At 62.8% G+C, this 22,845-nt stretch carries 17 protein-coding genes and 1 tRNA gene; 8 read left to right on the top strand and 10 right to left on the bottom strand.

The genetic code is table 11. The annotated features are described in order from the left end of the window. Positions 1-10: 10 nt before the first annotated feature. On the bottom strand, positions 11-1,756 hold the full coding sequence (locus U741_RS0111340) for an acyl-CoA dehydrogenase family protein (RefSeq protein WP_029890587.1): 1,746 nt from the start codon (positions 1,754-1,756) through the stop codon (positions 11-13). Between the two features lie 180 nt (positions 1,757-1,936). On the opposite strand from U741_RS0111340, the gene U741_RS0111345 reads away from it, so the two are divergent. The 8 genes from U741_RS0111345 (at position 1,937) to U741_RS0111385 (ending at position 12,174) form a co-directional block, all read left to right on the top strand. Further along, positions 1,937-2,013: transfer RNA gene (locus tag U741_RS0111345), tRNA-Val, on the top strand. Positions 2,014-2,818: 805 nt separating this feature from the next. Continuing rightward, the gene (locus U741_RS0111355; protein ID WP_029890589.1) at positions 2,819-4,561 is read left to right on the top strand and encodes a type I restriction-modification system subunit M; all 1,743 of its coding nucleotides are present in this window, start codon (positions 2,819-2,821) and stop codon (positions 4,559-4,561) included. An 85-nt stretch (positions 4,562-4,646) separates the two neighbouring features. After that, positions 4,647-5,198, top strand: a complete 552-nt coding sequence (locus tag U741_RS19535; RefSeq protein WP_200872712.1) for a virulence RhuM family protein — start codon at positions 4,647-4,649, stop codon at positions 5,196-5,198. After that, on the top strand, positions 5,195-6,103 hold the full coding sequence (locus U741_RS0111365; RefSeq protein WP_029890591.1) for an Abi family protein: 909 nt from the start codon (positions 5,195-5,197) through the stop codon (positions 6,101-6,103). The genes U741_RS19535 and U741_RS0111365 overlap by 4 nt, the downstream gene beginning before the upstream one ends. After that, entirely contained in the window at positions 6,100-7,404 is a 1,305-nt protein-coding gene (locus U741_RS17825) for a restriction endonuclease subunit S (protein WP_152551580.1), read from the top strand. Before U741_RS0111365 ends, U741_RS17825 begins: the two co-directional genes overlap by 4 nt. Continuing rightward, positions 7,401-8,549 (top strand): ImmA/IrrE family metallo-endopeptidase, encoded by a 1,149-nt coding sequence (locus U741_RS0111375; protein WP_029890593.1) that lies wholly within the window; start codon positions 7,401-7,403, stop codon positions 8,547-8,549. The genes U741_RS17825 and U741_RS0111375 overlap by 4 nt, the downstream gene beginning before the upstream one ends. Then, positions 8,549-9,043 (top strand): DUF4411 family protein, encoded by a 495-nt coding sequence (locus U741_RS0111380; protein ID WP_029890594.1) that lies wholly within the window; start codon positions 8,549-8,551, stop codon positions 9,041-9,043. Before U741_RS0111375 ends, U741_RS0111380 begins: the two co-directional genes overlap by 1 nt. After that, positions 9,040-12,174 (top strand): type I restriction endonuclease subunit R, encoded by a 3,135-nt coding sequence (locus U741_RS0111385; RefSeq protein ID WP_029890595.1) that lies wholly within the window; start codon positions 9,040-9,042, stop codon positions 12,172-12,174. Before U741_RS0111380 ends, U741_RS0111385 begins: the two co-directional genes overlap by 4 nt. Positions 12,175-12,525: 351 nt before the next feature. On the opposite strand, the gene U741_RS0111390 is transcribed toward U741_RS0111385, so the two are convergent. The 9 genes from U741_RS0111390 to U741_RS0111430 all read right to left on the bottom strand — a co-directional run bounded on the left by U741_RS0111390 (position 12,526) and on the right by U741_RS0111430 (position 22,778). Continuing rightward, a complete protein-coding gene (locus U741_RS0111390) occupies positions 12,526-14,385 on the bottom strand; it encodes an MFS transporter (protein WP_052378727.1) in 1,860 nt (619 codons plus the stop codon). 178 nt (positions 14,386-14,563) lie between these two features. After that, a complete protein-coding gene (locus U741_RS0111395; protein WP_029890597.1) occupies positions 14,564-15,331 on the bottom strand; it encodes an SDR family NAD(P)-dependent oxidoreductase in 768 nt (255 codons plus the stop codon). A 401-nt stretch (positions 15,332-15,732) separates the two neighbouring features. After that, a complete protein-coding gene (locus tag U741_RS0111400) occupies positions 15,733-16,236 on the bottom strand; it encodes a hypothetical protein (protein WP_152551581.1) in 504 nt (167 codons plus the stop codon). Beyond that, positions 16,236-17,132: a DUF1295 domain-containing protein gene (locus U741_RS0111405; protein ID WP_029890599.1), complete on the bottom strand. Its 897-nt coding sequence runs from the start codon at positions 17,130-17,132 to the stop codon at positions 16,236-16,238. The genes U741_RS0111400 and U741_RS0111405 overlap by 1 nt, the downstream gene beginning before the upstream one ends. Positions 17,133-17,238: 106 nt before the next feature. Beyond that, positions 17,239-18,030 (bottom strand): outer membrane lipoprotein-sorting protein, encoded by a 792-nt coding sequence (locus tag U741_RS0111410; protein WP_029890600.1) that lies wholly within the window; start codon positions 18,028-18,030, stop codon positions 17,239-17,241. Positions 18,031-18,093: 63 nt separating this feature from the next. Beyond that, entirely contained in the window at positions 18,094-19,080 is a 987-nt protein-coding gene (locus tag U741_RS0111415) for a HupE/UreJ family protein (RefSeq protein WP_052378728.1), read from the bottom strand. Next, positions 19,077-20,012: a peptidyl-prolyl cis-trans isomerase gene (locus U741_RS0111420; RefSeq protein WP_029890602.1), complete on the bottom strand. Its 936-nt coding sequence runs from the start codon at positions 20,010-20,012 to the stop codon at positions 19,077-19,079. The genes U741_RS0111415 and U741_RS0111420 overlap by 4 nt, the downstream gene beginning before the upstream one ends. Next, positions 20,012-22,024, bottom strand: coding sequence for a DUF3604 domain-containing protein (locus U741_RS0111425; RefSeq protein WP_161776185.1), 2,013 nt, complete (start codon positions 22,022-22,024; stop codon positions 20,012-20,014). The genes U741_RS0111420 and U741_RS0111425 overlap by 1 nt, the downstream gene beginning before the upstream one ends. Beyond that, complete coding sequence (locus U741_RS0111430) at positions 22,008-22,778, bottom strand: SDR family oxidoreductase (RefSeq protein ID WP_029890604.1); 771 nt, start codon at positions 22,776-22,778, stop codon at positions 22,008-22,010. Before U741_RS0111430 ends, U741_RS0111425 begins: the two co-directional genes overlap by 17 nt. Between the last annotated feature and the right edge of the window lie 67 nt (positions 22,779-22,845).

The following is a 22,845-nucleotide window of genomic DNA, read 5'->3' on the forward strand; positions in this document are numbered from 1 at the left end:
GCGGTCCTCCTTAAACAAGTGCGGCGTCGAGTTCCATCAACTCATCGACGGGGGTTTGCACATTGGCCAGCAGCGCCGGGACCTGGCCAAGCATACGGCTGGCAAAGAAGCGTGCCGTGGCCAGCTTGCTGGCTTTGAACGCGGCATCTGAATGCGCCTCGGCGGCCTGCGCCATGCGGAGCCAGTTGTAGCCAAGATAGGTCAGGGCAAAGGCACGCTGATAGTCCACGCAACCGAAAGCGCCGGTGTTGGGGTCGGTCTTAAATGACTGCTGCAACCAGTCGGTGGTGTCGGCCAGGGCATCGACCGCCGCCTTCAGCGGACCGGTAATGAAATCGTGACCGGAAGCCTCATTCAGCGCGCCGCGCACCCGCTCGATGAATCGCTTCGGCAGACGGCCTCCGTGCATCATCAGCTTGCGGCGGACGAGGTCCATCGCCTGAACGCCGTTGGTGCCCTCGTAAAGGCAGAGAATCTTCGAGTCGCGGACGATCTGCTCGATGCCGTACTCGCTGATGTAGCCATGGCCGCCATAGACCTGTATCGCCGTCGAGCCCAGGTCAAACGCCGAATCGGTGCAGAAGGCCTTGACCAGTGGCGTGTTGAGATCAACCCAGTCCTGCGCTTCCTCGCGCACCGCCGCATCGGGGTGATGGTGGGCAATGTCGACAAACATCGACGTTTCGTAGGCCATCACGCGGGCGCCTTCGGTGGTGGCTTTCATCTGCAGCAACATGCGCCGCACGTCGGGGTGATGGATGATTTCCGGCTCGCCGTTAAAGGCTTTGCCCTGCTTGCGGTCGCGGGCATAGGCGATGGCATTCTGGGTGGCCAGCTCGCACTGACCCAGGCCTTGAAAGCCGACCATGATGCGCGCGAGGTTCATCATCACGAACATATTCTGGATGCCGGTGTTGGGCGCCCCCACCATCCAGCCCTTGGCGCCTTCAAAGTCCAGCACGCAGGTGCACGAGGCGTGAATGCCCATCTTGTGTTCGATGGACGCGCAGCGGAAGGCGTTGCGCTCACCCAGCGAACCGTCGTCATTGACGAGAAACTTCGGCACCACGAACGTCGACAAGCCCTTGATACCTGCCGGCGCATCGGGCAGGCGGGCCAGCACGAAGTGAATGATGTTGTCGGCCATGGTGTGCTCGCCGGAGGTGATGAAAATCTTGCCCCCTTCAATGGCGAATGAGCCGTCGTCCTGCGGGATCGCCTTGGTCTTGATCGACGCCAGGTCAGTGCCGGCGTGCGGCTCGGTGATGCACATGGTGCCTGTCCACTCGCCGGTCCCGAGCTTGGGCAGATAGGTTTGTTTCTGCTCATCGCTGCCGCTGGCAAGGATGGCCTCAAAGCAGCCGGTGGTCAGGCCGGGATACAACGCGAACGCTACGTTGGCCGAGCACAGCATCTCCTCAACCACCTTCGAGATGAGATACGGCAGCCCCTGGCCGCCGAACTCCGTTGGGTTAGACAAACCCACCCAGCCGGACTCCCAAAACAGCTTGTAGGCCTCTTTCATGCCCTCAGGCAGAGTCACCTCACCGTCCTTCCACTGTGCGCCGACGGCATCGCTGGGCTCATTGAGTGGCGCGATCTGCCCCTGAATGAGCTTGGCGGCCTCGTCGAGCAAGCCTTCGATGAAATCGGGCGTCGCGTCTTTGAACGCATCAATTTTGGTCAGCTGATCGATGTGAAGCACGTCATTGAGGACAAAGCCCATCTCGCGCAGCGGTGCCGTAAACGTTGCCATCGTGGTGGTTCCGAAAGATGAATTTGGGGACGTAAGGCTAGCATTCTGCGGGGTTCCGTTCACCGATTGCCGCGGCTTTCAGGCGCCTGAAGCGGTCGATTTGACGCGCCCAGGGACCGACGATAAAGGTCGCTTGCCGTCGGGCGCCCCGGCCCGTACAATCGCGCTCCTTCAAATTGAAGGCGCGTAGCTCAGCTGGTTAGAGCACTTCCTTGACATGGAAGGGGTCGTTGGTTCGAGTCCAATCGCGCCTACCAAGCTTCACAGAACAGCCTCCGAGTCTCGGGGGCTTTTTTGTGTCTCAAGGGCGGCCTCGAACCAACGAATCATTCATGACTCGCACGCCGAGGCGTGCTTGAGGGTGGTCTGCCCGATGGGCAGACGCCCCGCCTGGTGGGCGTGGTCGAGTCCAATCGCGCCTACCAAGCTTCACAGAACAGCCTCCGAGTCTCGGGGGCTTTTTTGTGTCTCAAGGGCGGCCTCGAACCAACGAATCATTCATGACTCGCACGCCGAGGCGTGCTTGAGGGTGGTCTGCCCGATGGGCAGACGCCCCGCCTGGTGGGCGTGGTCGAGTCCAATCGCGCCTACCAAGATTTGCAACTAAGCCTCCGAGACCTGGGGGTTTTTTTGTGCCTCAAGGGTGGCCTCGAACCAACGATCATTCATGTCTCGCACGCCGAGGCGTGCTTGAGGGTGGTCTGCCCGATGGGCAGACGCCCCGCCCGGTGGGCGTGGTCGAGTCCAATCGCGCCTACCAAGATTTGCAACTAGGCCTCCGAGACCCGGGGGTTTTTTTGTGCCTCAAGGGTGGCCTCGAACCAACGAAGCATTCATGTCTCGCACGCCGAGGCGTGCTCGAGGGTGGTCTGCCCAGTGGGCAGACGCCCCGCCTGGTGGGCGTGGTCGAGTCCAATCGCGCCTACCAAGCGTCACAGAACAGCCCCCGAGTCTCGGGGACTTTTTCGAAAGCCGCCAGCGTCTCCGCACGTTTCGGCACTACCCCGTAAAGTTCAGGCCGATGGCTGATCAGGGGGTCAGCCCGAGCGCCATAACCACGCCATGAATCAACAAAGCCTCTCCGCCTTTCTCTGGTCGGTTGCCGACCTCCTGCGTGGCGACTACAAGCAGTCCGACTACGGCAAGGTGATTCTGCCGTTCACCGTGCTGCGCCGCCTCGACTGCGTGCTGGAGCCCACCAAAGACGCGGTGATTGCCGAGTACGACGACAAATTCAACGCCGGGCTCAACCCCGAACCGTTCGTGCGGCGCAAGGCCGGGCACAGCTTCTTCAACACCTCGCGGCTGGACATGAAGAAGCTCATGGGCGACCAGGACCACATTCGAGAAAACCTGTTTGCCTACATTCAGGGTTTCTCCACCGACGTGCGGGATGTGTTCGAGCGGTTTGAATTCCACACCCAGATCGAGCGCCTCGCCAAGTCCGGGCTGCTATACCGCGTGACCGAAAAGTTTGCCGGCATCGATCTGCACCCCGACAAGGTCGATAACCACCAGATGGGCTTGGTGTTTGAAGAGCTCATCCGCAAGTTCGCTGAAATCTCCAACGAGACCGCCGGCGAGCACTTCACCCCGCGCGAAGTCATCCGCCTCATGGTCAACCTCATCTTTGTTGAAGATGACGACGTGCTCTCGCGCCCCGGCGTGGTTCGCACCCTCTATGACCCAACAGCGGGCACCGGCGGCATGCTCAGCATCGCCGGCGAATACCTGGCCGAGCACAACCCAGACGCCCGCCTCACCGTGCACGGGCAAGAGCTCAACCCCGAGTCCTACGCCATCTGCAAGGCCGACATGCTCATCAAGGGGCAAGACGTTTCCAACATCGCCTTCGGCAACACCCTGAGCGAAGACGGCCACCCCAACGAGCAGTTCGACTACATGCTCTCCAACCCGCCGTTCGGCGTCGAATGGAAGAAGGTCGAAAAGGAAGTCCGCAAAGAACACGCGCAGGATGGCTTCAACGGCCGCTTCGGCCCCGGCCTGCCGCGCGTCAGCGACGGCTCCATGCTGTTTCTGCTGCACCTCATCGCCAAGATGCGTACGGCCAAGGATGGTGGTAGCCGCTTCGGTATCGTGCTCAACGGCTCGCCGCTGTTCACCGGCGGCGCGGGCAGTGGTGAAAGCGAGATCCGCCGCTACGTGATCGAGAACGATCTGTTGGAAGCCATCGTTGGCATGCCGACGGACATGTTCTACAACACCGGCATCAGCACCTACCTGTGGATCGTCAGCAACCGCAAGCCCGCCGCCCGCAAGGGCAAGGTGCAGCTCATCGACGCCAGCGGCTTCTGGCAGAAGATGCGCAAGAGCCTGGGCAGCAAACGCAAGGAACTCAGCGACGCGCACATCGAGCGCATCACCCGGCTATTTGGCGAATTTGTGGAATGGAAGGATGACGATAAACCCATCTGCCGCATCTTCAACAACGAAGACTTTGGCTACCGCACCATCACCGTGGAGCGCCCCCTGCGTGACGAGCAGGGCAACATCGTCCTCGGCCAAAAGGGCAAGCAGAAAGGCAAGCCGCAGCCCGACAGCAGCCTGCGCGACACCGAGAACGTGCCGCTCAGCGAAGACGTGAACGCTTACTTCAAGCGCGAAGTGCTGCCCCACGCCCCGGACGCCTGGATCGACCCTGACAAAACCAAGGTAGGTTACGAGATTCCCTTCAACCGGCACTTCTACGTCTTCAAGCCGCCGCGCCCGCTGGACGTGATTGACGCCGAACTCAAGCAGACCACCGACCGCATTCTGGAGATGATTAAGGGGCTGACGGCGTGAGGCACCGGCTCGCTCCGTATGTGCAAAATTTGCACATTCCTCCCCGACGCCCCAGCGCGCCGCCGAATCAGAGGTGCTCGGCCCCATGAGCGAGATCCAGATCTACGACACCGGCGAAGTAGAACTAGAGGTCCGCTACCAGTCTGAGACCCTCTGGCTCACGCTGGGCCAGATCGCCGATCTCTTCGGTGTACAGAAGCCCGGCGTCTCCAAACACCTCCGCAACATTTTCAGCAGCGGTGAGCTCAGCCTCGAGGCAACCGTTTCCAAAATGGAAACGGTTCAATCCGAGGGCGGGCGCGGGATCACTGCTTCACGCGACCTCATTGCCCAGACGGGGCGCAGGCCATCCAGTCAATCGACGCCTCAATGTTTTCAGGTGTCCCCGTTCGCTGGGCGCGATCCAGATCGCACCAAAACAGCCCACCGTCCTCGCTCTAAAAATGGCCAAGGGTCTGACGGCGTGACAGAGCTTCCGGATTTTCTTTTTATATTTTTCAATGAATTGCGCTTGAAAGCGCGCTCAGATCTTGGATTGTGTTTAGACATCTTTACAATATCGCGTAACAACACCCGCCACGCCTCTCCACGGAAGCGCACCAGGGCGGGTTTTTTTATGCCCGTCGTTCGCGCATGAAATTCAACAAGCCAGCGCTCACCATCGAGCAACAGGTCGCCCAGCTCATTCGGCGGGGTATGACAGTGTCCGACATCGAGGCGGCCCGACACCACCTGTGCCACATCAATTACTACCGACTGCGTGCGTATTGGCTTCCTGACGAGCAGCCTGCAGCCACGCCCGGAGACCACGCTTTCAAGCCTGGCACCCGATTCGAGACCATCCTCGATTTATACGGCTTTGATCGGAAGCTCCGGTTGCTCGTCATGGATGCCATTGAGCGGGTCGAGGTTTCGCTGCGTACCCGCTGGGCCTACGAGCTCGCCAATCGCTACGGCCCCAGCGCACACGAAGACGTGGCGCTGTTCCGGGATGCTGACAAGCACGAACGCTGTCTCAACAACATCAGGGCAGAGCTGGGCCGCAGCCGAGAAACCTTTGTCCAACATTACCGGCAAACCTACAGCGACCCGGCGATGCCGCCGCTGTGGGTGGTCTGCGAGGTCATGTCGTTCGGGCAGCTATCGGAGTGGTACCAAAATCTTTCGGACAGCAAGGATCGCAAGAGCATTGCCCAGACCTACGGCGTGGATGAGCAAATTCTCGAGTCGGTCTGTCATCACTTGACCTACGTCCGAAACGTATGTGCTCACCACAGTCGGCTATGGAATCGTGAGATGACCATCAGCATGAAGCTGCCGCGAAATCCGGATTGGTTGGGCGCCTGCTTCAATGCTGCAGTGCCCAAAAGGCTCTACAACACCCTGGTGATGTTGACTTACCTGCTTGATGTCATCAGCCCTGAGTCCCGATGGAGGGCCAACCTGCTCGCACTTCTGGGCCAGCATCCCAAAATCAACCTTATCGCAATGGGCTTTCCCGAGGACTGGCGGGTATCGGCGATCTGGGAGCAGCGGCCATGAGCTTTTCGCGATATCCCGAGTACAAGGACAGCGGGGTGGAGTGGTTGGGGGAGGTGCCGGGGCATTGGGCCGTCACGCCATTCAAGCGTCTTCTCGAATTTCAGAATGGCTCCGATCACAAGAACGTTGAAGTCGATCACGGCTATCCGGTCTATGGTTCCGGTGGTGTTTTCGCATACGCGTCTGAGTATCTCCATGACGGTGAGTCGGTCCTGCTGGGCAGGAAGGGAACCATCGATCGGCCACTGCATGTCACCGGCAAGTTTTGGACTGTGGACACGATGTACTGGACGCGCATCCGAGCAACTGCGTCGGGTAGGTTTTGCTACTACGCGGCGACCACTGTTCCGTTTGATTACTACTCAACCAACACTGCTCTTCCGAGCATGACTCAAAGTGCGCTGGGTGCTCACTGGGTCGCTTGTCCGCTGAAGGCCGAACAAACCGCCATCGCCGCCTTCCTCGACCGCGAGACCGGCAAGATCGACGCGCTGGTGGCGGAGCAGGAAAAGCTGATCGCGCTGCTCAAGGAAAAGCGACAGGCCGTCATCTCCCATGCTGTCACCAAGGGCCTCAACCCCGATGCCCCGATGAAGCCCTCCGGCATCGAGTGGCTGGGCGATGTGCCGGCGCATTGGACTGTGATGCCAATCCGTCTCGCGGCAAAGCTCGAATCGGGCCACACCCCAAGTCGGAACCACCCTGAATATTGGGAGAACTGTGAGGTTCCCTGGTTCACGCTGGCTGACGTATGGCAGATCAGGGAACAGGGGGTCGAGTATGTCTACGACACGAAGGAGAAAGTGAGCGAGCTGGGGCTGGCGAACTCCTCGGCACGGCTGCTTCCCAAAGGAACTGTCATCCTTTCCCGGACTGCGTCTGTTGGATTTTCCGCGGTGATGGGCGTCGATATGGCGACCACACAGGATTTCGCAAACTGGATTTGCGGACCAACGCTATTGCCTGACTACTTACTGTTTGTGTTTCGTTCTATGAGCGGAGAGTTCCGTCGACTGATGATGGGCTCAACACACAACACCATTTACATGCCCGATATCCAAGCGTTTCGGTTTGTATTGCCGCCGGTCGATGAGCAGCAGGCAGTGGTGCTGCATGTGCGAGCGATGGCGAGGCAGTTCGACGATTTAATTAATCAGGCTGAGGAGGCAACCACCCTCCTCAAAGAACGCCGCAGCGCCCTGATCTCCGCTGCGGTCACCGGCCAGATCGACGTGCGTGGCCTACTGTCGCAAACGCCGGTTGCAGCGGGCGTGGACCCCTGTGCTGTAATTGCGGAATGAGCCAGCGCGTCGCCGTTAGTCCGGAACTCCTGCGCTGGGCGCGTGAACGCGCTCGGCTGGACCCGATTGAGCTGACGGCGCGGTTTCCCAAGCTGCCGGCTTGGGAGGCACATGCGCTGCAACCCACGCTGCGCCAGCTTGAAGATTACGCGCGCGCCACACATGCGCCGATTGGATTCTTTTTCTTGACTGAGCCGCCATTGGAGCCGCTGCCCATCCCGGATTTCCGCACCATGGCAGGGCGCGCGGTGACCCGGCCCAGCCCCAACTTGTTGGACATGATTTATGTCTGCCAGGAGCGGCAGGACTGGTATCGCGACTTCGTTACCGTGGGTGGATATTCGCCGCTGGACTTCATCGGGTCTTGCACCACACAGACGCCTCCCGAAGTGGCGGCTGCGGCCATGCGCCGTCGCCTTGGTTTCGACCTTGAAGCGCGGCGCCAGTGCGCCACCTGGGAAGAGGCGCTGCGGCGCTTCATTGAGCAAGCCGACCAGATCGGCGTGCTGGTGATGGTCAGCGGCGTGGTAATGAACAACAACACCCGCAAGCTGGACCCTGAAGAGTTTCGCGGCTTCGCGCTGGCAGACCCGATGGCGCCACTGGTGTTCATCAACGGCGCAGACAGCAAGTCGGCACAGATGTTTACGTTGGCCCATGAACTGGCGCATCTGTGGCTGGGGGCCTCGGCCTTGTCCGACGTGAGTGTGAGCGGTAACACGGACAACCTCACCGAACGCTGGTGTAACCAAGTGGCAGCAGAACTGCTGGTGCCGTTGTCGGCCTTGCACGCCACGCTCACTGCCGATGAGGCCCTGGACGCGACACTCAGAAGGCTGATCCGTGAGTTCAAGGTCAGCTCGTTGGTGGTGTTGCGCCGACTGCTGGATGCCCATTATCTAAGCCGCAGTCAGTTCAATCAGGCGTACGCAGGCGAGCTGGCGCGGCTTGCTGCGGTGTCGCGCAGCTCGGGTGGGGACTTCTATGCCACGACGCGTTCGCGCATCAGTCGCCGTTTTGGTCGTGCGCTGGTGGAAAGCACACTGGAGGGCCGCACGCTGTATCGCGACGCGTTCCGCATGCTCGGCATTGCCAAAACGGAAACCTTCAACGAGTTCGGTCGAAGCTTGGGCTTCCCGAGCTGATGGCCTATTTACTCGATGCCAATGTCTTCATCCAGGCCAAGAATTTCCACTACGGCTTTGACTTCTGCCCGGCGTTTTGGGACTGGCTGGTTCGCGGCAACAAGGCAGGTCGGGTATTCAGCATCGAGAAGGTGCGCATTGAGCTGCAAGCCGGCACCGACGAACTTGCTGAATGGGCCGACGCTTGCGGAGCCACATTCTTTATGGCGCCCGACAGTGCCGTTCTTCCGGCGCTGCCACGCGTTAGCCAGTGGGCAGGTACGCAAAATTTCACGCCAGCCGCCGCCAATACATTTTTGAATGTTGCGGATTATTGGTTGGTCGCACAGGCCTTGGCCCAAGGGCACACGGTGGTGACGCATGAAAAGCCATCCGACGGACTGCGGCAAATCAAGATTCCCAATGCGTGTATCGGACTGAACGTGCCCTACATGACGCTATTCGAGATGCTGCGGCGAGAACGTGCAAGGTTTGTGCTGGGCTCGGCGCCATGAGCCTGCACAAAGAAATCGCCTTTGAAGACGACGTGTGCCATCACCTGGCCGCCAACGGCTGGCATTACGCGGCGGGCGATGCGGCGGGCTACGACCGCGTGCGGGCGCTGTTCCCGGCGGACGTTTTGGCTTGGGTGCAAACCTCCCAGCCGCAGGCCTGGGAAGTGCTGAGCAAGAACCACGGTGCGGCCGCCGAGGCCACGCTGCTGGAGCGTATTCGCAAGCAGATGGATGACCGCGGCACCTTGGATGTGCTGCGCCACGGGGTGGAGCTGCTGGGCCTGCGCCAGCCCTTGATGCTCGCGCAGTTCAAGCCGGCGCTGGCGATGAATGCCGACATCGTGGCCCGCTATCAGGCCAACCGCCTGCGGGTGGTGCGGCAGGTGCGCTATTCGCTGCACAACGAAAACTCGATTGATCTGGTGCTGTTTTTGAACGGCATCGCCGTGGCCACGGCGGAGCTGAAAACCAACTTCACCCAGAGCATTGATGACTCGGTAGACCAGTACCGCTTTGACCGCCACCCGCGCCCCAAGGGGCAAGCGGCCGCCGAGCCACTGCTCGACTTTCCACGTGGCGCGCTGGTGCACTTTGCGGTGAGCACCAGCGAAGTGAAGATGACCACCAAGCTGGCCGGGCCCGCGACATTCTTCCTGCCCTTCAACCTGGGTGATGAGGGTGCAGCAGGCAACCCGGTGAACCCCGATGGCTACCGCACCGCCTACCTGTGGGAAAAGGTGTGGGCGCGGGAAGGCTGGCTGGAAATCATCGGCCGCTATCTGGTGGCGCCGCGGGATGAGAAGAAGAAGATCAAGACGGTGATCTTTCCCCGCTATCACCAGTTGGATGTCACCCGCGAACTGATGGCAGCCATTCGCCGAGAAGGACCGGGGCAGAAGTATCTGGTGCAGCACTCGGCGGGGTCGGGCAAGACCAATTCCATCGCCTGGGCCGCGCACTTTCTGGCCGACCTGCACGACGACGCCCACAAAAAGCTGTTCGACACCGTGTTGGTGGTGAGCGACCGCAACGTGCTGGACTCCCAGTTGCAGGAAGCCATCTTCGACTTTCAGCGCACCACCGGCGTGGTGGCGACGATCAAGAACGAGGCGGGCGCCAAGAGCGCACAACTGGCCGAGGCGCTGTCGGGCAACAAGAAGATTGTGGTGTGCACCATCCAGACCTTTCCGCACGCGCTGGCGGCGGTGCAGGAGCTGGCCGCAACTCAAGGCAAGCGCTTCGCGGTGATTGCCGACGAAGCCCACAGCAGCCAGACCGGCGAGGCCGCGTCCAAGCTCAAACAGTTGCTGTCGGCCGAAGAACTGAAGGATCTGGCCGACGGCGGCGAGATCAGCACCGAGGACCTGCTGGCGGTGCAGATGGCGGCGCGGGCGCGCGATGCGGGGATCACTTACATCGCCTTCACCGCCACCCCCAAGGCCAAGACGCTGGAGCTGTTCGGGCGCTTGCCCAAGCCCGACCAACCCGCCGGGCCGGATAACCTGCCGGCACCGTTTCATGTGTATTCCATGCGCCAGGCCATCGAGGAGGGCTTCATCCTCGACGTGCTGCGCAACTACACGCCGTACAGCCTGGCCTTCAAGCTGGCCGCCGACGGCAAGGAGTGGGACGAAACCGAGGTGGAGCGCAACGAGGCGATGAAAGGCCTGATGCGCTGGGTGCGCCTGCACCCCTACAACGTCAGCCAGAAAGTGCAGATTGTCGTGGAGCACTTTCGCGAGAACGTCGCGGGTCTGCTCAGTGGCAAGGCCAAGGCCATGGTGGTGGTCGGTAGCCGTCTGGAAGCGGTGCGCTGGCAGTTGGCCATCGAGCGTTACATCAAGCGGCAGGGCTACAGCATGGGCACGCTGGTGGCGTTCTCCGGCGAGGTGAACGACAAGGAGTCGGGCCCCGATGCCTTCACCGAGACCAGCCCGGCACTGAACCCCCGGCTGCAGGGGCGCGACATCCGCGAAGCCTTTGCAGGCGAGGACTTCCAGATTTTGCTGGTGGCCAACAAATTCCAGACCGGCTTTGACCAGCCGCTGCTCTGCGGCATGTACGTAGACAAGCGGCTGGCGGGCATACAGGCCGTGCAAACGCTGTCGAGACTGAACCGGGCGCATCCCGGCAAAGACACCACCTACATCCTCGACTTCGTGAATGATCCGGCCGAGGTGCTGGCCGCGTTCAAGACTTACCACGCCACGGCGGAGCTGGACGGCATCACCGACCCCAACCTGGTGTTCGACCTGCGTGCCAAGCTCGATGCCAGCGGCCACTACGACGACTTCGAGGTCGAGCGCGTGGTGAAGGCGGTGCTCAACCCCAGCGGCACGCAGAAAGAAATGAACGCCGCCATCGAGCCGGTGGCAGATCGCTTGCTCAAGCAGTACCGCACGGCCAAGCAGATGCTGGTGGCAGCTCAGTCAAAAAAGGACGCGACGGCCGAGCAGGAGGCACAGAACCAACTCAACGCGCTGACCCTGTTCAAGCGCGACCTTGGCACCTTTGTGCGCGTCTACGCCTTCCTCTCGCAGATCTTCGATTACGGCAACACCGCCATCGAGAAGCGGGCGATCTTCTACAAGCGGCTGGTGTCGCTGCTCGACTACGGCCGCGAGCGGGCCGAGGTGGACCTGAGCAAGGTCGTGCTCACCCACCACAAGTTGCGCGAGCAAAATACTGCCGACCTGAGCCTGTACGGCGGCGATCCGAGCAAACTCAAACCCTTGACCGAAACGGGTGCGGGCGAGGTGCGCGAGCCCGAGAAGGTCTACATGGCCGAGATCATCGAGAAGCTCAACGACCTGTTCGAAGGCGAGCTGAGCGATGACGACCAACTGGTCTACGTGAATAACGTGCTCAAGGGGAAGTTGCTCGAATCAGAAACGCTGGTGACCCAGGCCGGTAACAACAGCAAGGAGCAGTTCTCCAACTCGCCTGACCTCAACCACGAGTTCACCAACGCCATCATGGACGCGCTTTCGGCACACACCGTGATGAGCAAGCAGGCGCTGGCGTCCGATAAGGTCCGCGCCGGGCTGCTGGACATTCTGCTGGGGCCGGGGCAGTTGTATGAGGCGCTGCGGGCCAGAGCGGAGGGCGATTCCGGGGCAGTGGGTCGTTAGATCTGCGCCGGTTTCAGCCTTCACCCTGGCTGGCATTCCGGGCTTGACGCCCCTCTCCCGCAGGCGGGCGAGAGAAAACATCGCGAATATGAAATCGCGTCTTTGATGGCCGCTGGCACCACAGCCTTTGTCACGAAAAGGCCAGCAGCATTACGAACATCATTATTCTGGACAGCAGCCGCATCGAGTCCGGCATGACGGGTTTAGGGCGCGACCCGGAATCCATCTCGGCTCGATCAGCATGTCGACTCGCTCGTGTTCACGACACTGCACGACACCGCAGTGGGCAATCGGGCTGAGCCATTGAGGCCAGCCGATCACATCGAAAAGCGTGTCGAGTCGACGCTCGATCTAGGCCGGCTCGTGACTCACCACCTGACTGCGCGAAGGCTTCACCATCAACACCAGCAAGGCCGACACCACAGCGGTACCAATAAACACCATGAACGCCGGGTTGTAGCCGCCGGTGCGGTCAAAGACCTCGCCGATGAAACGAATGGCGACGATCGAGAACGGCATCACCACCAGGTTCATCGCACCCATCACCGAGCCGAACGAGGCCGAGCCGAAGCAGTCGGCGGTGAGCGTCATCCACAGCGGATAGGTGCCGCCAATCGCCAGCCCGATGATGCCGCAGGCCAGCATCAGTACCGGATAGCTGGGGCCGCTCATCAGCACGATGAGAAAGGTGAAGTTGCAGGCCGCCACGGCACAGAACAGCCAGCGCTTGTCGACCCGGTCGGCCAGCGCACCGATGATCAGCTTGCCGATGATCGCCGAGAAGGTGAGGCTGGACATCAGCAACGCCGCTTGCGCTGGTGTGAAGCCGGCGTCGATGCCGTAGGGAACCATGCTGGCCAAAAGCGCCTGATCTGCTCCCAGCAAGATGCCGGCACCGCAGGCCAGCAGCCAGAAGTTGGCGTTGCGCAGCAGCGGCCCGTAGCGCCAAACGGTTTCGCCGGGTGCAGCTGCCTGCGCTGATTGTTGCGGCAAATCCAGGGGTGCAGAGTCGCCATCGTGTTGCAGACCGAGATCGGCGGGCTTGTCGCGAATCAGCCACAGCACCACCAGCGCGGCAATCACCGACACCAGCGTGCCCTGAATCATCAGCGCGGTACGCCAGCCGAACTGTTCCATCAAAAAGGCCACCAGCGGCGGCATGGTGAAGCCGCCTGCGGACGTCGAGACCGCCAGCAAGCCCATCGCCCGGCCGCGCAGACGGCGGAACCAGCGTGACGTCACGGTGTTGGCGCCCAGCGCGCCACAGGCCACGGTGCCGAACGCCACCGGAAACAGAATGGCCAGCGCCATCATCCACGGGGCAGGCGCCAGCGCGATGATGAAAAAGCCGGCGCCGAAGCTGAGGGCGCCGACGCTCATCACGGCGCGCGCCGGCAGGCGGTCCATCAATCGCCCGACGATGGGTGCCCACAGCGCAAAGCCCAGCAGCAAAAAGATGAACCCGCCGTTGGCATCGGCGCGCGACAGGCCAAATTCCTCGGCCATCGGCGCCACAAACAGGCCAAAGGTGTAGGTGGTGCTGCCCAGCGCCAGCAGGGTGCAGATGAACCCGGCGGCGACGATCCACCAGCCGTGGAACAGTCTTGTGGGTGCGGCGGAGGATTCAGTCATTGCGGCGCTCTCGGGTTCGGGTGCGATCACCCGCGACGGTGGGCTCAGGCGGGCGGCAGCTTCATGCCGGTCTTCGCCAGCAGGTGCGCGGTGATGTTGGGCGGTTCGGTGAACGGCGTGACGATCTCGAAAAATGCGTGAGTAGGTGGCGCGCTTGATCAGCCATTTGCCGTTCTGCTTCACGTAGGTGTCGCGGTACAGCGACGAGCCGTCGGTGATGATCTTGTTGCGCAGGTCGCAGAACCAGTCCTTCAGGTACCAGACGCCGGTTGCTTCGGTGGCCGAGGTGACGGTGATTTCCGGATGGTTCACGTGGTGCAGGGCGATGGCATCGGCGTGAAACGCATAGCGCAGCGCAGTGAGAATATCGGCGCGGCCCTGGGCCTCAAACAGGTAGCTGCCACCCTCATAACGCACGCTGGCGTCTTCGGTGAACAGCGTTTCCAGCTCATCGAACGCGGCGGTGTCGATGCAGCGGCAGTAGGCGTATTTGAGCTGACGGATCAGTTCGATGTCTTCGAGGGGGAGCATGGGCAACTCGGTGGAGTGGATGGAATAGGGCAGAAGCGCTGATGACATTTATCTCCCCTCTCCCGCAAGCGGGAGAGGGCAAACGTATACGTTTGCGGGGAGAGGGCGGCGCCCGAAAGGGGGCTGGGCTGTTGTGCAAAGTCCGCCGCGCCTGCGGCGCGCCCTCTCCCGGCCTTCGGCCACCCTCTCCCGCTAGCGGGCGAGGGATTGATGAAGACATCACGAATCAAACGCCAAACCCGCCGGACACGTTGATCTGTTGTCCGGTTACATAACCATTGGTGGCGAGGAAGACGGCGGCGCTGCCGATCTCCTCGGGCTGACCCCAGCGTTTCAGACACAGCAGCTTGTGGGTCTCGTCGATCCAGGCCTGATCGAACACGCCGCGACGGCTGAGTTCGAGGAACATGCCGGCCTCGATCACCCCCACCAGCACCGTGTTGGCGCGAATGTTGTGGCGGCCTTCTTCCTTGGCGATGCCCTTGATCAGCGCTTCGTTGGCGGCCTTGGGCGCCACCGACAAACCGTCTTTCGCCGGCCACCACAGATGGCCCGCCGAACCGAGGTGCACGTACGAGCCGCCGCCGGACGTGCGCAGATGGGGCAGGGTGGCCTTCACGGCGTTGAAGAAGCCGTGCACTTCGATGTCGATGGATTGGCGCCACAACTCGGGCGTGGTGTCGGCGATGGCCACCTGCTCCACCACCGGGCCCGCCGCCCAGACCACCGTGTGCACACGACCGTGCACCGCGATGGCGGCATCCACGGCCGCCTGCACCTGCTGCGGATCGCGCACGTCGGCGGCGTGGATGGTTGCCTTGCGCCCGCTTTCCGTGATCGCCGTCGCAATGGTTTCGGCGACCGCCTGCTTGCTGCGATACACGATGGCGACATCGCTGCCCGCCGCACCGAAGGCCTTGGCGACTTCCTGGCCGATACCACCGCTGCCGCCGAACACCAGGGTTGCGCCGCGTTCGAATGCGGATGCCGTCATCTGTGTCTCCTCGAAAAGGATGGCCGCTCTGCATGACGGCTGTTGACCCGATGGTTGTCGAAGCGCGGTGAGGTGACCTCACCCGATGGGACGAATACGGGATGGTGACGCCTGCCGTCATGCCAGACCTGATTCGGTATCCCGGGATTGGGCGGTGCAGGTGTCGATTTGCATTGATGGTTGATCGGGCGGTGCACTGGACCCCGGATCAAGTCCGGGGTGACGCCGTGGGTCGAACGGCCTAGCTTTCCTCTCACCGTCATGCCGGACTTGATCCGGCATCCAGGGATCGAGCGATGCGGCTGTTGTCGCGTGTTGACGGCGGATCGGGCGGCGTAGTGGACTCTGGCTCAAGTCCGGGTTGACGAGACGGCTTGCGGAAGAGGGTTAAGCGGACAAACTTATTGGGGCGGCTTTTCCTTGATAAACGCCGCCCCCGCCGGAATCGGCCCGCCGCGCCACACGCGCAGGAACTCGGGCACTTCGATGATCAGCGTCGCAATCACACCCAGGCCAGTCAGGGTGAGGGCCAGTGTGGTCGCGAGTGGTCCCCACGGCAGGATCACGACCAGCGCAATGACGGTGATGATTGAGGAGATGAATCCCCCCAGCGCCATGCCGAAAAACTGCGGACGCGTATTCTGGTCGCGCTTGAAGCGAAACAGGAAAAACGTCTCGAACGGCGTGGCGGGCAACTCGAACACGCAGCGCTTGTAGAGCGCACCCAGCAGGTGCCCCCACTCGTGGAGCACGTAGCCCGAGATCGCCGTGAGCAGGGCGGCGGCGATGGCGGGCATCCAGGCATCCGGCGTGGCCAGCGAACCCTGCCAGACCCACAGCGTCAGCCCCAGAATCGCGGTATCGCGCGCCACGAGCATGCAGAGCCGACCCCACTGGCCACGCATCAGACGCTGCCTTGACGCGGCGGCAACGGCACCAGGGCGGATACCCGACGGATGTGTTCGCGGTAAGCCGGGCGGCGCTCCGCACTGCGCTCGTCCATCAGCGGAATGCTGGCGAAGACGAACATGGCGGTCATGGCCAGCGCCCCGGGAATCACCCACCACCATTGCTCCGGCGCGGCGGCCAGACCGAACAACATCAATCCCCACCAGAAGCTCAGCTCACCGAAATAGTTGGGGTGCCGCGACCACGCCCACAGCCCGGTGGTGATGAAGCTGCCCGGCGTCTTCTTGTGCTTGATGAAGGCGTGCAACTGCAGATCGGCAATCAGCTCGATGAGGATGGCCCCCAGCGTGACGATCACCGCCAGCGCGTCCAGCCAGCCCAGCGGGCTGCCGCCGTAGGCCATCACCGCATAGATCGGCAGGCAGGCGGTGAACACGATCAGCGTCGGGAACATGTGAATGCCCATCAGGTCGGCCCAGAACGCGGCCTTGCCGGCGCGCCCCCTGACGATGGGATAGCGCCAGTCTTCATGGCCCAGACCTTCCCAGAAGGTCGCCCAGTTCGCCGTGAGACGAATGGCCCATAGCCACACCAGCACGCTGACGATGATCGCCCGCGGGTCGGCCATCATGCCGCTGCGCCACATCCACCAACCCGCCAGCAGCGGCGGAATCACGCTCCAGTAGGCGTCGTAGAAACTGGAGTTTTTATAGACACGGCTGAAGGCGAAAATCACCAGCGTGGCCACCACATCGGCCCACAACGCGCGCCACGGCTCTGCGACATCCAGCATCAGCAGTACGCCCAATCCAGCGGCGATGCACAGCACGTAGGCGACGACGATCAGCGCATAAGCGCCGCTGCGGCTTTTTGACGATGCAACAGATGACATGCGTGCTCCCCCGATTCAGGTGCCGCAGTAATGCGGTCTTCGCTGATCGTCGGGGCGCACGCCGCGCGCAGCCTCACCCGATGGGGTGAGCCGTGGCGCAGATCTGTTACGGCACGCGGTAGAACGCGGCGGGGTCGAACAGTTGCTCGGGCAACTCGGCGCTTTGCACCACGCCCAGCACGCGGATCACCGTGTGAGTGCCCTCCACTAGATCGTCCATGCGCGAGACGGTGGCGTAGGCATGGTCATCGGCGCGAATCAGGCTGTCGACGTGAACGCTGAAGCGCTTGCGCACCACCTCGCCCTGACGAAACTCGGCCTTAAGCGGCAGGCAGCTCTTCTCGTCCAGCCACACCCAGACTTCGCGATAGGGCGTGACCATGTCGGCGGGCGGGATGAAGGTCATGCGGGTGGCGGCGCGACCGTCGACCGTCTCCGAACCTTCCACGCGAATCTCGCCGTCGTCGAACACGCCGAGCATCATGCGGAACTCGCGATAGCTGAAGTCAGACGCCAGAAACGGCCCGTCGGCGAAGCTGCCGGTGATTTGCCGCACCCGTCGAATCGCGGGCAGGTACACATAGGTTTCGCTGGGCGCGATGCTGAGGTCGCCGCGCATCAAGTACGCGGTGTTGGCGTGGGCTTCGGGCGCGTCGATGCGCAACATGGCGCGCACCGCCGAGCCGCTGCCGTCGTCGTCACGCAGCGCGAACAGGCGGCCGCTCATGCGCTGCTCGTAGCCGTCGCGGCTGGTGGCGACAATCTCGATCTGCTGAATGCGCAGTGCGGTCGGCAGGTTGTTGGCCATGCACGTCAGCAAGCCCTGCGCGTCAACGGGTGCGGCATATGCGGGATTGAAACTCAGGGCCAATCCCAGCCCGATCACCCAGCGTTTCATGTCAGCTCCCGGCGATGCGTAATGGTGTTACGCGAAATGTTGCGCTGCACAATTCTAGCCGATTCACCCGAAGAACGTGGTGCGCGACCACAGCCAATACGCCGCCACCGTGCCCATGGGGTACGCAAGCAAAGCCATGGCGGGCAGCCGGTGCAGGCGCGCGCCGGCAATGCCGCGCAGTGCGCTGGCGAGCAGTAACAGCAGGCCGATCAGCAACACCTGCCCGACCTCGATCCCCAAATTGAAGGCCAGCAACGCCAATGGAATCTCACCGGCCGGCAGGCCGACATCGCGCAGTACGCCGGCAAACCCGAGCCCGTGCACCAGGCCAAAGCACGCCGCCATCGTCACCGGAAAGCGAGACAGTCCACGGTGAGGGTATGCCTGCCGGGTGAGCGCGACGGCCAGGACCAGCAGGCTCAGGGCAATGCCCCATTCCGCCAGCGCCTGATTGACATGAATGCGGTCGAGAACCGCCAGACCGAGGGTCACGCTATGGCCGAGGGTGAAGGCCGTGACGGTCAACAGTAGTCGGCGTGCCCCTCGAACCAGCAGCACCAGGCCAACGACGAACAGCACATGGTCGGCACCTCGCCAAAGGTGATCGATGCCCAGCCACAGGTAGCGAGCAAAGACCGAACCCTTGTCGGCGGCAGCCGGCCACTGCCAATGCGGCGTGCGGGCATCGAGCAGCGTCTGCTGCGTCGCGCGCGGCTCGATGACCCGTAGTACGACGCTGATGCCCGCCTCATCGAGCCCGCGCACGGCCAGCGTGCGACCGACCATGGGGCCGTCGCAACGCAGTCGCCAACGCTGCTCCAGGGCGTCGCCGTCGAGCACGACAGCTTCTTGCAGTGGCTGCGCCTCACAGCCGTGCGGCCATTCGGGCCAGACCTCCGCGCCGCGGACCCTGAGCACCGAACTGCGCCAAATGACCTCGTGCGTGTTGGCCTCGCCCACCTGCCATTGCAGCAGCGCCGGGGCCAGTGGGTGTGCGCTGGCGGCGCCCAGCCCGTAGATCGACAGCCAGACCCAGAGCAGCGTCCTCATTGATCCGCCGCCTGTGCCAGCGCTTGCCCTTTGACCGGATAGCGCACCGCCAAGGCTTGCAGGGCTTGTTGCAGCAATGTCTGCTCGCGTTCGGCCAGCCACGCGTAGGTGGCGCGTCGGCGCAGGTCGGACGAGATGGCGTTGCCGGCGGCTTGACGCGCCTCGACACGAATCAGGTGCCAGCCCCACGCCGACTGCAGGGGGGATGACCATTCGCCGGTCGCAAGGTGGGCCAGCGCTGTCGCCACCTCTAGGCCAAGCAAACGCGCCAACTCAGGTTGGCTGACCCAGGTCGGAAGGGCGGCGAGCAGAAACGGGTCCCCGGCATCGCCCGGCCTTACGTTGCCGTCGACCAGCGCATCGCGCAGCCGGTGGGCACGCACGGGTGTCGCGTCATTGGTGATGAAAACTTGCGTCAGCCGGTAACGCGCAGGCTGACCATAGCGATCAGGGTGTTGCTCGATAAAGCGTTGCACCGCCGCGGGGTCCACCGCGATGTCGCCGGTGAGTTGTTGCGACATGCGCTGAATCAAGCGCCGACGCGCGACGAGATCCTGCTCGGCCATTCCCAGGGCCAAGGCATCACGAAACAATCGGGCATCACTGCGCGGCGTGTCGGGGTCGAGGAAGCGAAGATTGCCGATCAGTCGTTCGCGAACCACAGGGTCGCTTTCTGGGAGCCCGAGGCGCAGCGCTTCTTTCAGCAGGCGTTGCTGCTGCACGTGGTGATGCAGGCTGGCGCGACGCTCGGCGTCGTTGGGTTCGCGGCCGGTTTCGCGCTGCCAGTCGGTCGCCAGTTGCTCAAGATCAGCGGTGCTGATGACGATCGGTGAGCGGGGCTGCGAAGGTTCGATCCACAGACGCTCGGCCCCGAACAACAAGCCGCCCAGCAGCAGAAAGTGAAGCGCTGGATGGCGCAGCACAGTCAGCATCACCGGCGGTCTGCGGGCCGATACCAGATGGGCGAGGTCCAGGCGCGTTCCTGTACGGTCTTGGGCACCTCTGCGTTGCAGCAATCGGCGAAGGCTTCGGGAACCGAAGCCGGGTCGCTGCAATTGATGTTGGCCGCAAGGCACTGCCGGGCGGACCAGCGACAGCTCGGGTTGTCGACCACACGGGCGTAATAGAACGCGGACGCATCGGGGTCAAAGGCCGGGTCCTGCCACACCGCGCACAGACTGGTGTGACCGGTGCCGACCGGCGCGCAGGTGTTCGGGTCAACGCCGGCGCCATTGTTCGGGCTGCCGGCCACTTCGAACACCTGTTCCTGTTTCTCGCCGTCTGGCGTCACCCAGCCCTTGATGATCTGGATGCGTTGCAGTGGGGCGACGGGTTCACCGGGCGCGCCGGGGTCCCGCAAGGCGGACACCGAGAAGCGGGGGGCGTTGTCGGCTGACGTGGTCGCAGGCAGATCGCCGCCCATGGGCACGCCGTGGGCGTAGCCCTGCGCGGCATAGTCGGGTTGCTCACAGTGATCGGCTGGCAGGTCGGTGCCGCCAAAGAAGCGGACGATGGGCCGATTGCCGCTGGTGGCGTAGGCCTCGCGACGTCGCATGGCGGCGAACAGTGACTCGCGCGTGTTCTGCTCGGCCCAGATCACCGCCAGACCGCCGGGGCTGTTCTCAATGAGATCGGTCAGGCCTTCGGGAACTTCATCGCGCGCCGCCAGGCCCGCGCCACCGTGGCCGGGGTAGGCGTCTTCGCTGCTCAGCCCGGGCGTGCCAAGGTGCGTGTCCGTGCTGCCGATCAAGCCGTATTTGAACGGGTTGACGCCCAATTCCTGCTCCAGCCGCAGGCCTTCCTTCATCGCTTCGCGCAGAAAGTCCTGCTCCATCGGCGGCCCGGTGTTCAGCCCGCCAAAACGGTTGCCGGTGAGGTTGTTGTAGGGAATCACCTCAAAGTCGCAGAGCTCATCCCGGGCACCTGCGCCCATGGTGTTGAGGCATTCGGACTGGCCCTTGTGCTGATAGATCTCGGCCAGGGGTTCATTGCGCTGCCGCTGCGCCGCAAACTCGGCGGTGTACGCGTTGCCGAACCGGTCGCGCGTTTCAAACATCGTCCCGGCGCTGAGGTTGGAGTTGTGCGGAATGCTCAGCCACTCGCAGCCCTCGGCGGCCTGGCAGCGTTCGTCCAGCGCCGCCCACAGCAGTTCGGGTGCCGGGGTTTCCTGATAGGCGGGGGGAATCTCGGGCACGACTTCGTTGGCGAAAATCACGTTGCGGTGCAGGTTGTTCGACAGCGGCGCGCCGGTCCATTCGTAGCCGACAAAGGTGGTGAAGCGGCAGGCATCGCTGCGGTCATAAAACGCTTCGGCGGCGCGCTGGGTATCGCGCCACGGCGTCTTGGCGGCTTCCAGGCAGCGCTCCCCATTCAAGCCGCAATAGGGCAGGCGCGGAATGCGGCCGTCGCTGCCGATCACCGGCAGATCCGAGATCACCGGTACGCCCTCGGGCACCGGAAACTGCGGCAACTCCGGCAACCCCACCGCCGCGAGATTGAAGATCAGGAAGGCCTGCTCGGGAAAGCTGCGGTAGAGAATGCACTCCGGCGACAGATAGCCCGGCGCGTCGGTGTTGGTGCAGATCTCGACCTCGCCGAACAGCTCGGCGTGGTCGGTGACGGCGGCGAAGTCCAGCGGACGTGCCAATTGGGTGAAGCGGAGTGGCTCGCCCTCCGGCGTGTACGGCTGTATGCCCAGACGCTCGCCGAGGGCAAAACGGTAGGCCTGCTGCGGGGTGATCACCGTGCCCTGGGTGTTGGCGTCCAGCGAGAACACGGTGTGCACGTGCAGGTCGCCGAAGTAGGGGTTGCGCAACGGGTTGTGGTGCGCGCAAATCCGGGCGTCGCCGGAAGCATCCGGAGCGGCGACGGGCGTACTGCTGCCGCAGCCCATTAGCCATGCTGTCGCCGCCAGGCCGATGATCCGTCTAGTGATGTTCAACATTGGCGGCATCCAAAAAGGCCGGGCGTTCGCCGCCGCCGTGCAGCACCAGGTTGGTGCCGCTGGCATAGGTGGCGGCGGGTGAGGCCAACCAAACGCAGGCCTGGCCAATGTCGGAAGGCTCGGCCATTCGGCCCAGTGGAACCGTCGCCGACACCGCGGCAATGCCGGCCTCATCGCCATAGTGGAGTTGAGATTGCTCGGTGCGGACCAGCCCCGGCGTCACGGCTACCACGCGGACCTTGGGCGCCCATTCCACGGCCAGCGATTGCACCAGACTCAAAATGCCGGCCTTGGCGGCGCCATATGCAGCCGTCCCCGGTGACGGCCGCAGCGCGCTAACGCTGCTGATGAACACGATGCAACAGCCGCCGTGATCGCGGGCCTGCATCATCGCGTTGGCGCGTTGTGCCAGGTGCAGCGGCGCCAGCAAGTTGAGTGCGATGATCTTTTCATGGAAGCGCGGACTGGCCGCATCCGCCAGCGCGAACGGTGCCCCGCCGGCGTTGTTGACCAGCACGTCGAGGCCGCCGAAGTCGGCGCCAATCTCGGCAAACAAGGCGTCGACCGCAGACTGCTCCCGCACATCGCAGGGCAGGAAGCGAGCGCGGTGGCCGGCCACTTCCGGCAACACCTCGGGCGCGGACCGGCCGCAGACAATCACCGTGTCGCCGTTGGCTAAAAATGCTTCGCTGATGCCCTTGCCCACGCCCCGCGCGCCGCCAGTGACGAGAACCACCCGTGCTGTATCGCCCACGTTTACGGCTCCCCCGAATGATGTTTTTGATCCTAAGCCGATCACCCTCAGTGACATCGTCTGAATA

Origin of the sequence: Polycyclovorans algicola TG408 (assembly GCF_000711245.1) — a bacterium.
Lineage (GTDB): Bacteria > Pseudomonadota > Gammaproteobacteria > Nevskiales > Nevskiaceae > Polycyclovorans > Polycyclovorans algicola.

Coding starts and splice junctions, on each gene's coding strand:
- U741_RS0111340 (WP_029890587.1), bottom strand. CDS start 1,756: ATGGCAACGTTTACGGCACCGCTGCGCGAGATGGGCTTTGTCCTCAAT.
- U741_RS0111355 (WP_029890589.1), top strand. CDS start 2,819: ATGAATCAACAAAGCCTCTCCGCCTTTCTCTGGTCGGTTGCCGACCTC.
- U741_RS19535 (WP_200872712.1), top strand. CDS start 4,647: ATGAGCGAGATCCAGATCTACGACACCGGCGAAGTAGAACTAGAGGTC.
- U741_RS0111365 (WP_029890591.1), top strand. CDS start 5,195: ATGAAATTCAACAAGCCAGCGCTCACCATCGAGCAACAGGTCGCCCAG.
- U741_RS17825 (WP_152551580.1), top strand. CDS start 6,100: ATGAGCTTTTCGCGATATCCCGAGTACAAGGACAGCGGGGTGGAGTGG.
- U741_RS0111375 (WP_029890593.1), top strand. CDS start 7,401: ATGAGCCAGCGCGTCGCCGTTAGTCCGGAACTCCTGCGCTGGGCGCGT.
- U741_RS0111380 (WP_029890594.1), top strand. CDS start 8,549: ATGGCCTATTTACTCGATGCCAATGTCTTCATCCAGGCCAAGAATTTC.
- U741_RS0111385 (WP_029890595.1), top strand. CDS start 9,040: ATGAGCCTGCACAAAGAAATCGCCTTTGAAGACGACGTGTGCCATCAC.
- U741_RS0111390 (WP_052378727.1), bottom strand. CDS start 14,385: ATGTCATCAGCGCTTCTGCCCTATTCCATCCACTCCACCGAGTTGCCC.
- U741_RS0111395 (WP_029890597.1), bottom strand. CDS start 15,331: ATGACGGCATCCGCATTCGAACGCGGCGCAACCCTGGTGTTCGGCGGC.
- U741_RS0111400 (WP_152551581.1), bottom strand. CDS start 16,236: ATGCGTGGCCAGTGGGGTCGGCTCTGCATGCTCGTGGCGCGCGATACC.
- U741_RS0111405 (WP_029890599.1), bottom strand. CDS start 17,132: ATGTCATCTGTTGCATCGTCAAAAAGCCGCAGCGGCGCTTATGCGCTG.
- U741_RS0111410 (WP_029890600.1), bottom strand. CDS start 18,030: ATGAAACGCTGGGTGATCGGGCTGGGATTGGCCCTGAGTTTCAATCCC.
- U741_RS0111415 (WP_052378728.1), bottom strand. CDS start 19,080: ATGAGGACGCTGCTCTGGGTCTGGCTGTCGATCTACGGGCTGGGCGCC.
- U741_RS0111420 (WP_029890602.1), bottom strand. CDS start 20,012: ATGCTGACTGTGCTGCGCCATCCAGCGCTTCACTTTCTGCTGCTGGGC.
- U741_RS0111425 (WP_161776185.1), bottom strand. CDS start 22,024: ATGTTGAACATCACTAGACGGATCATCGGCCTGGCGGCGACAGCATGG.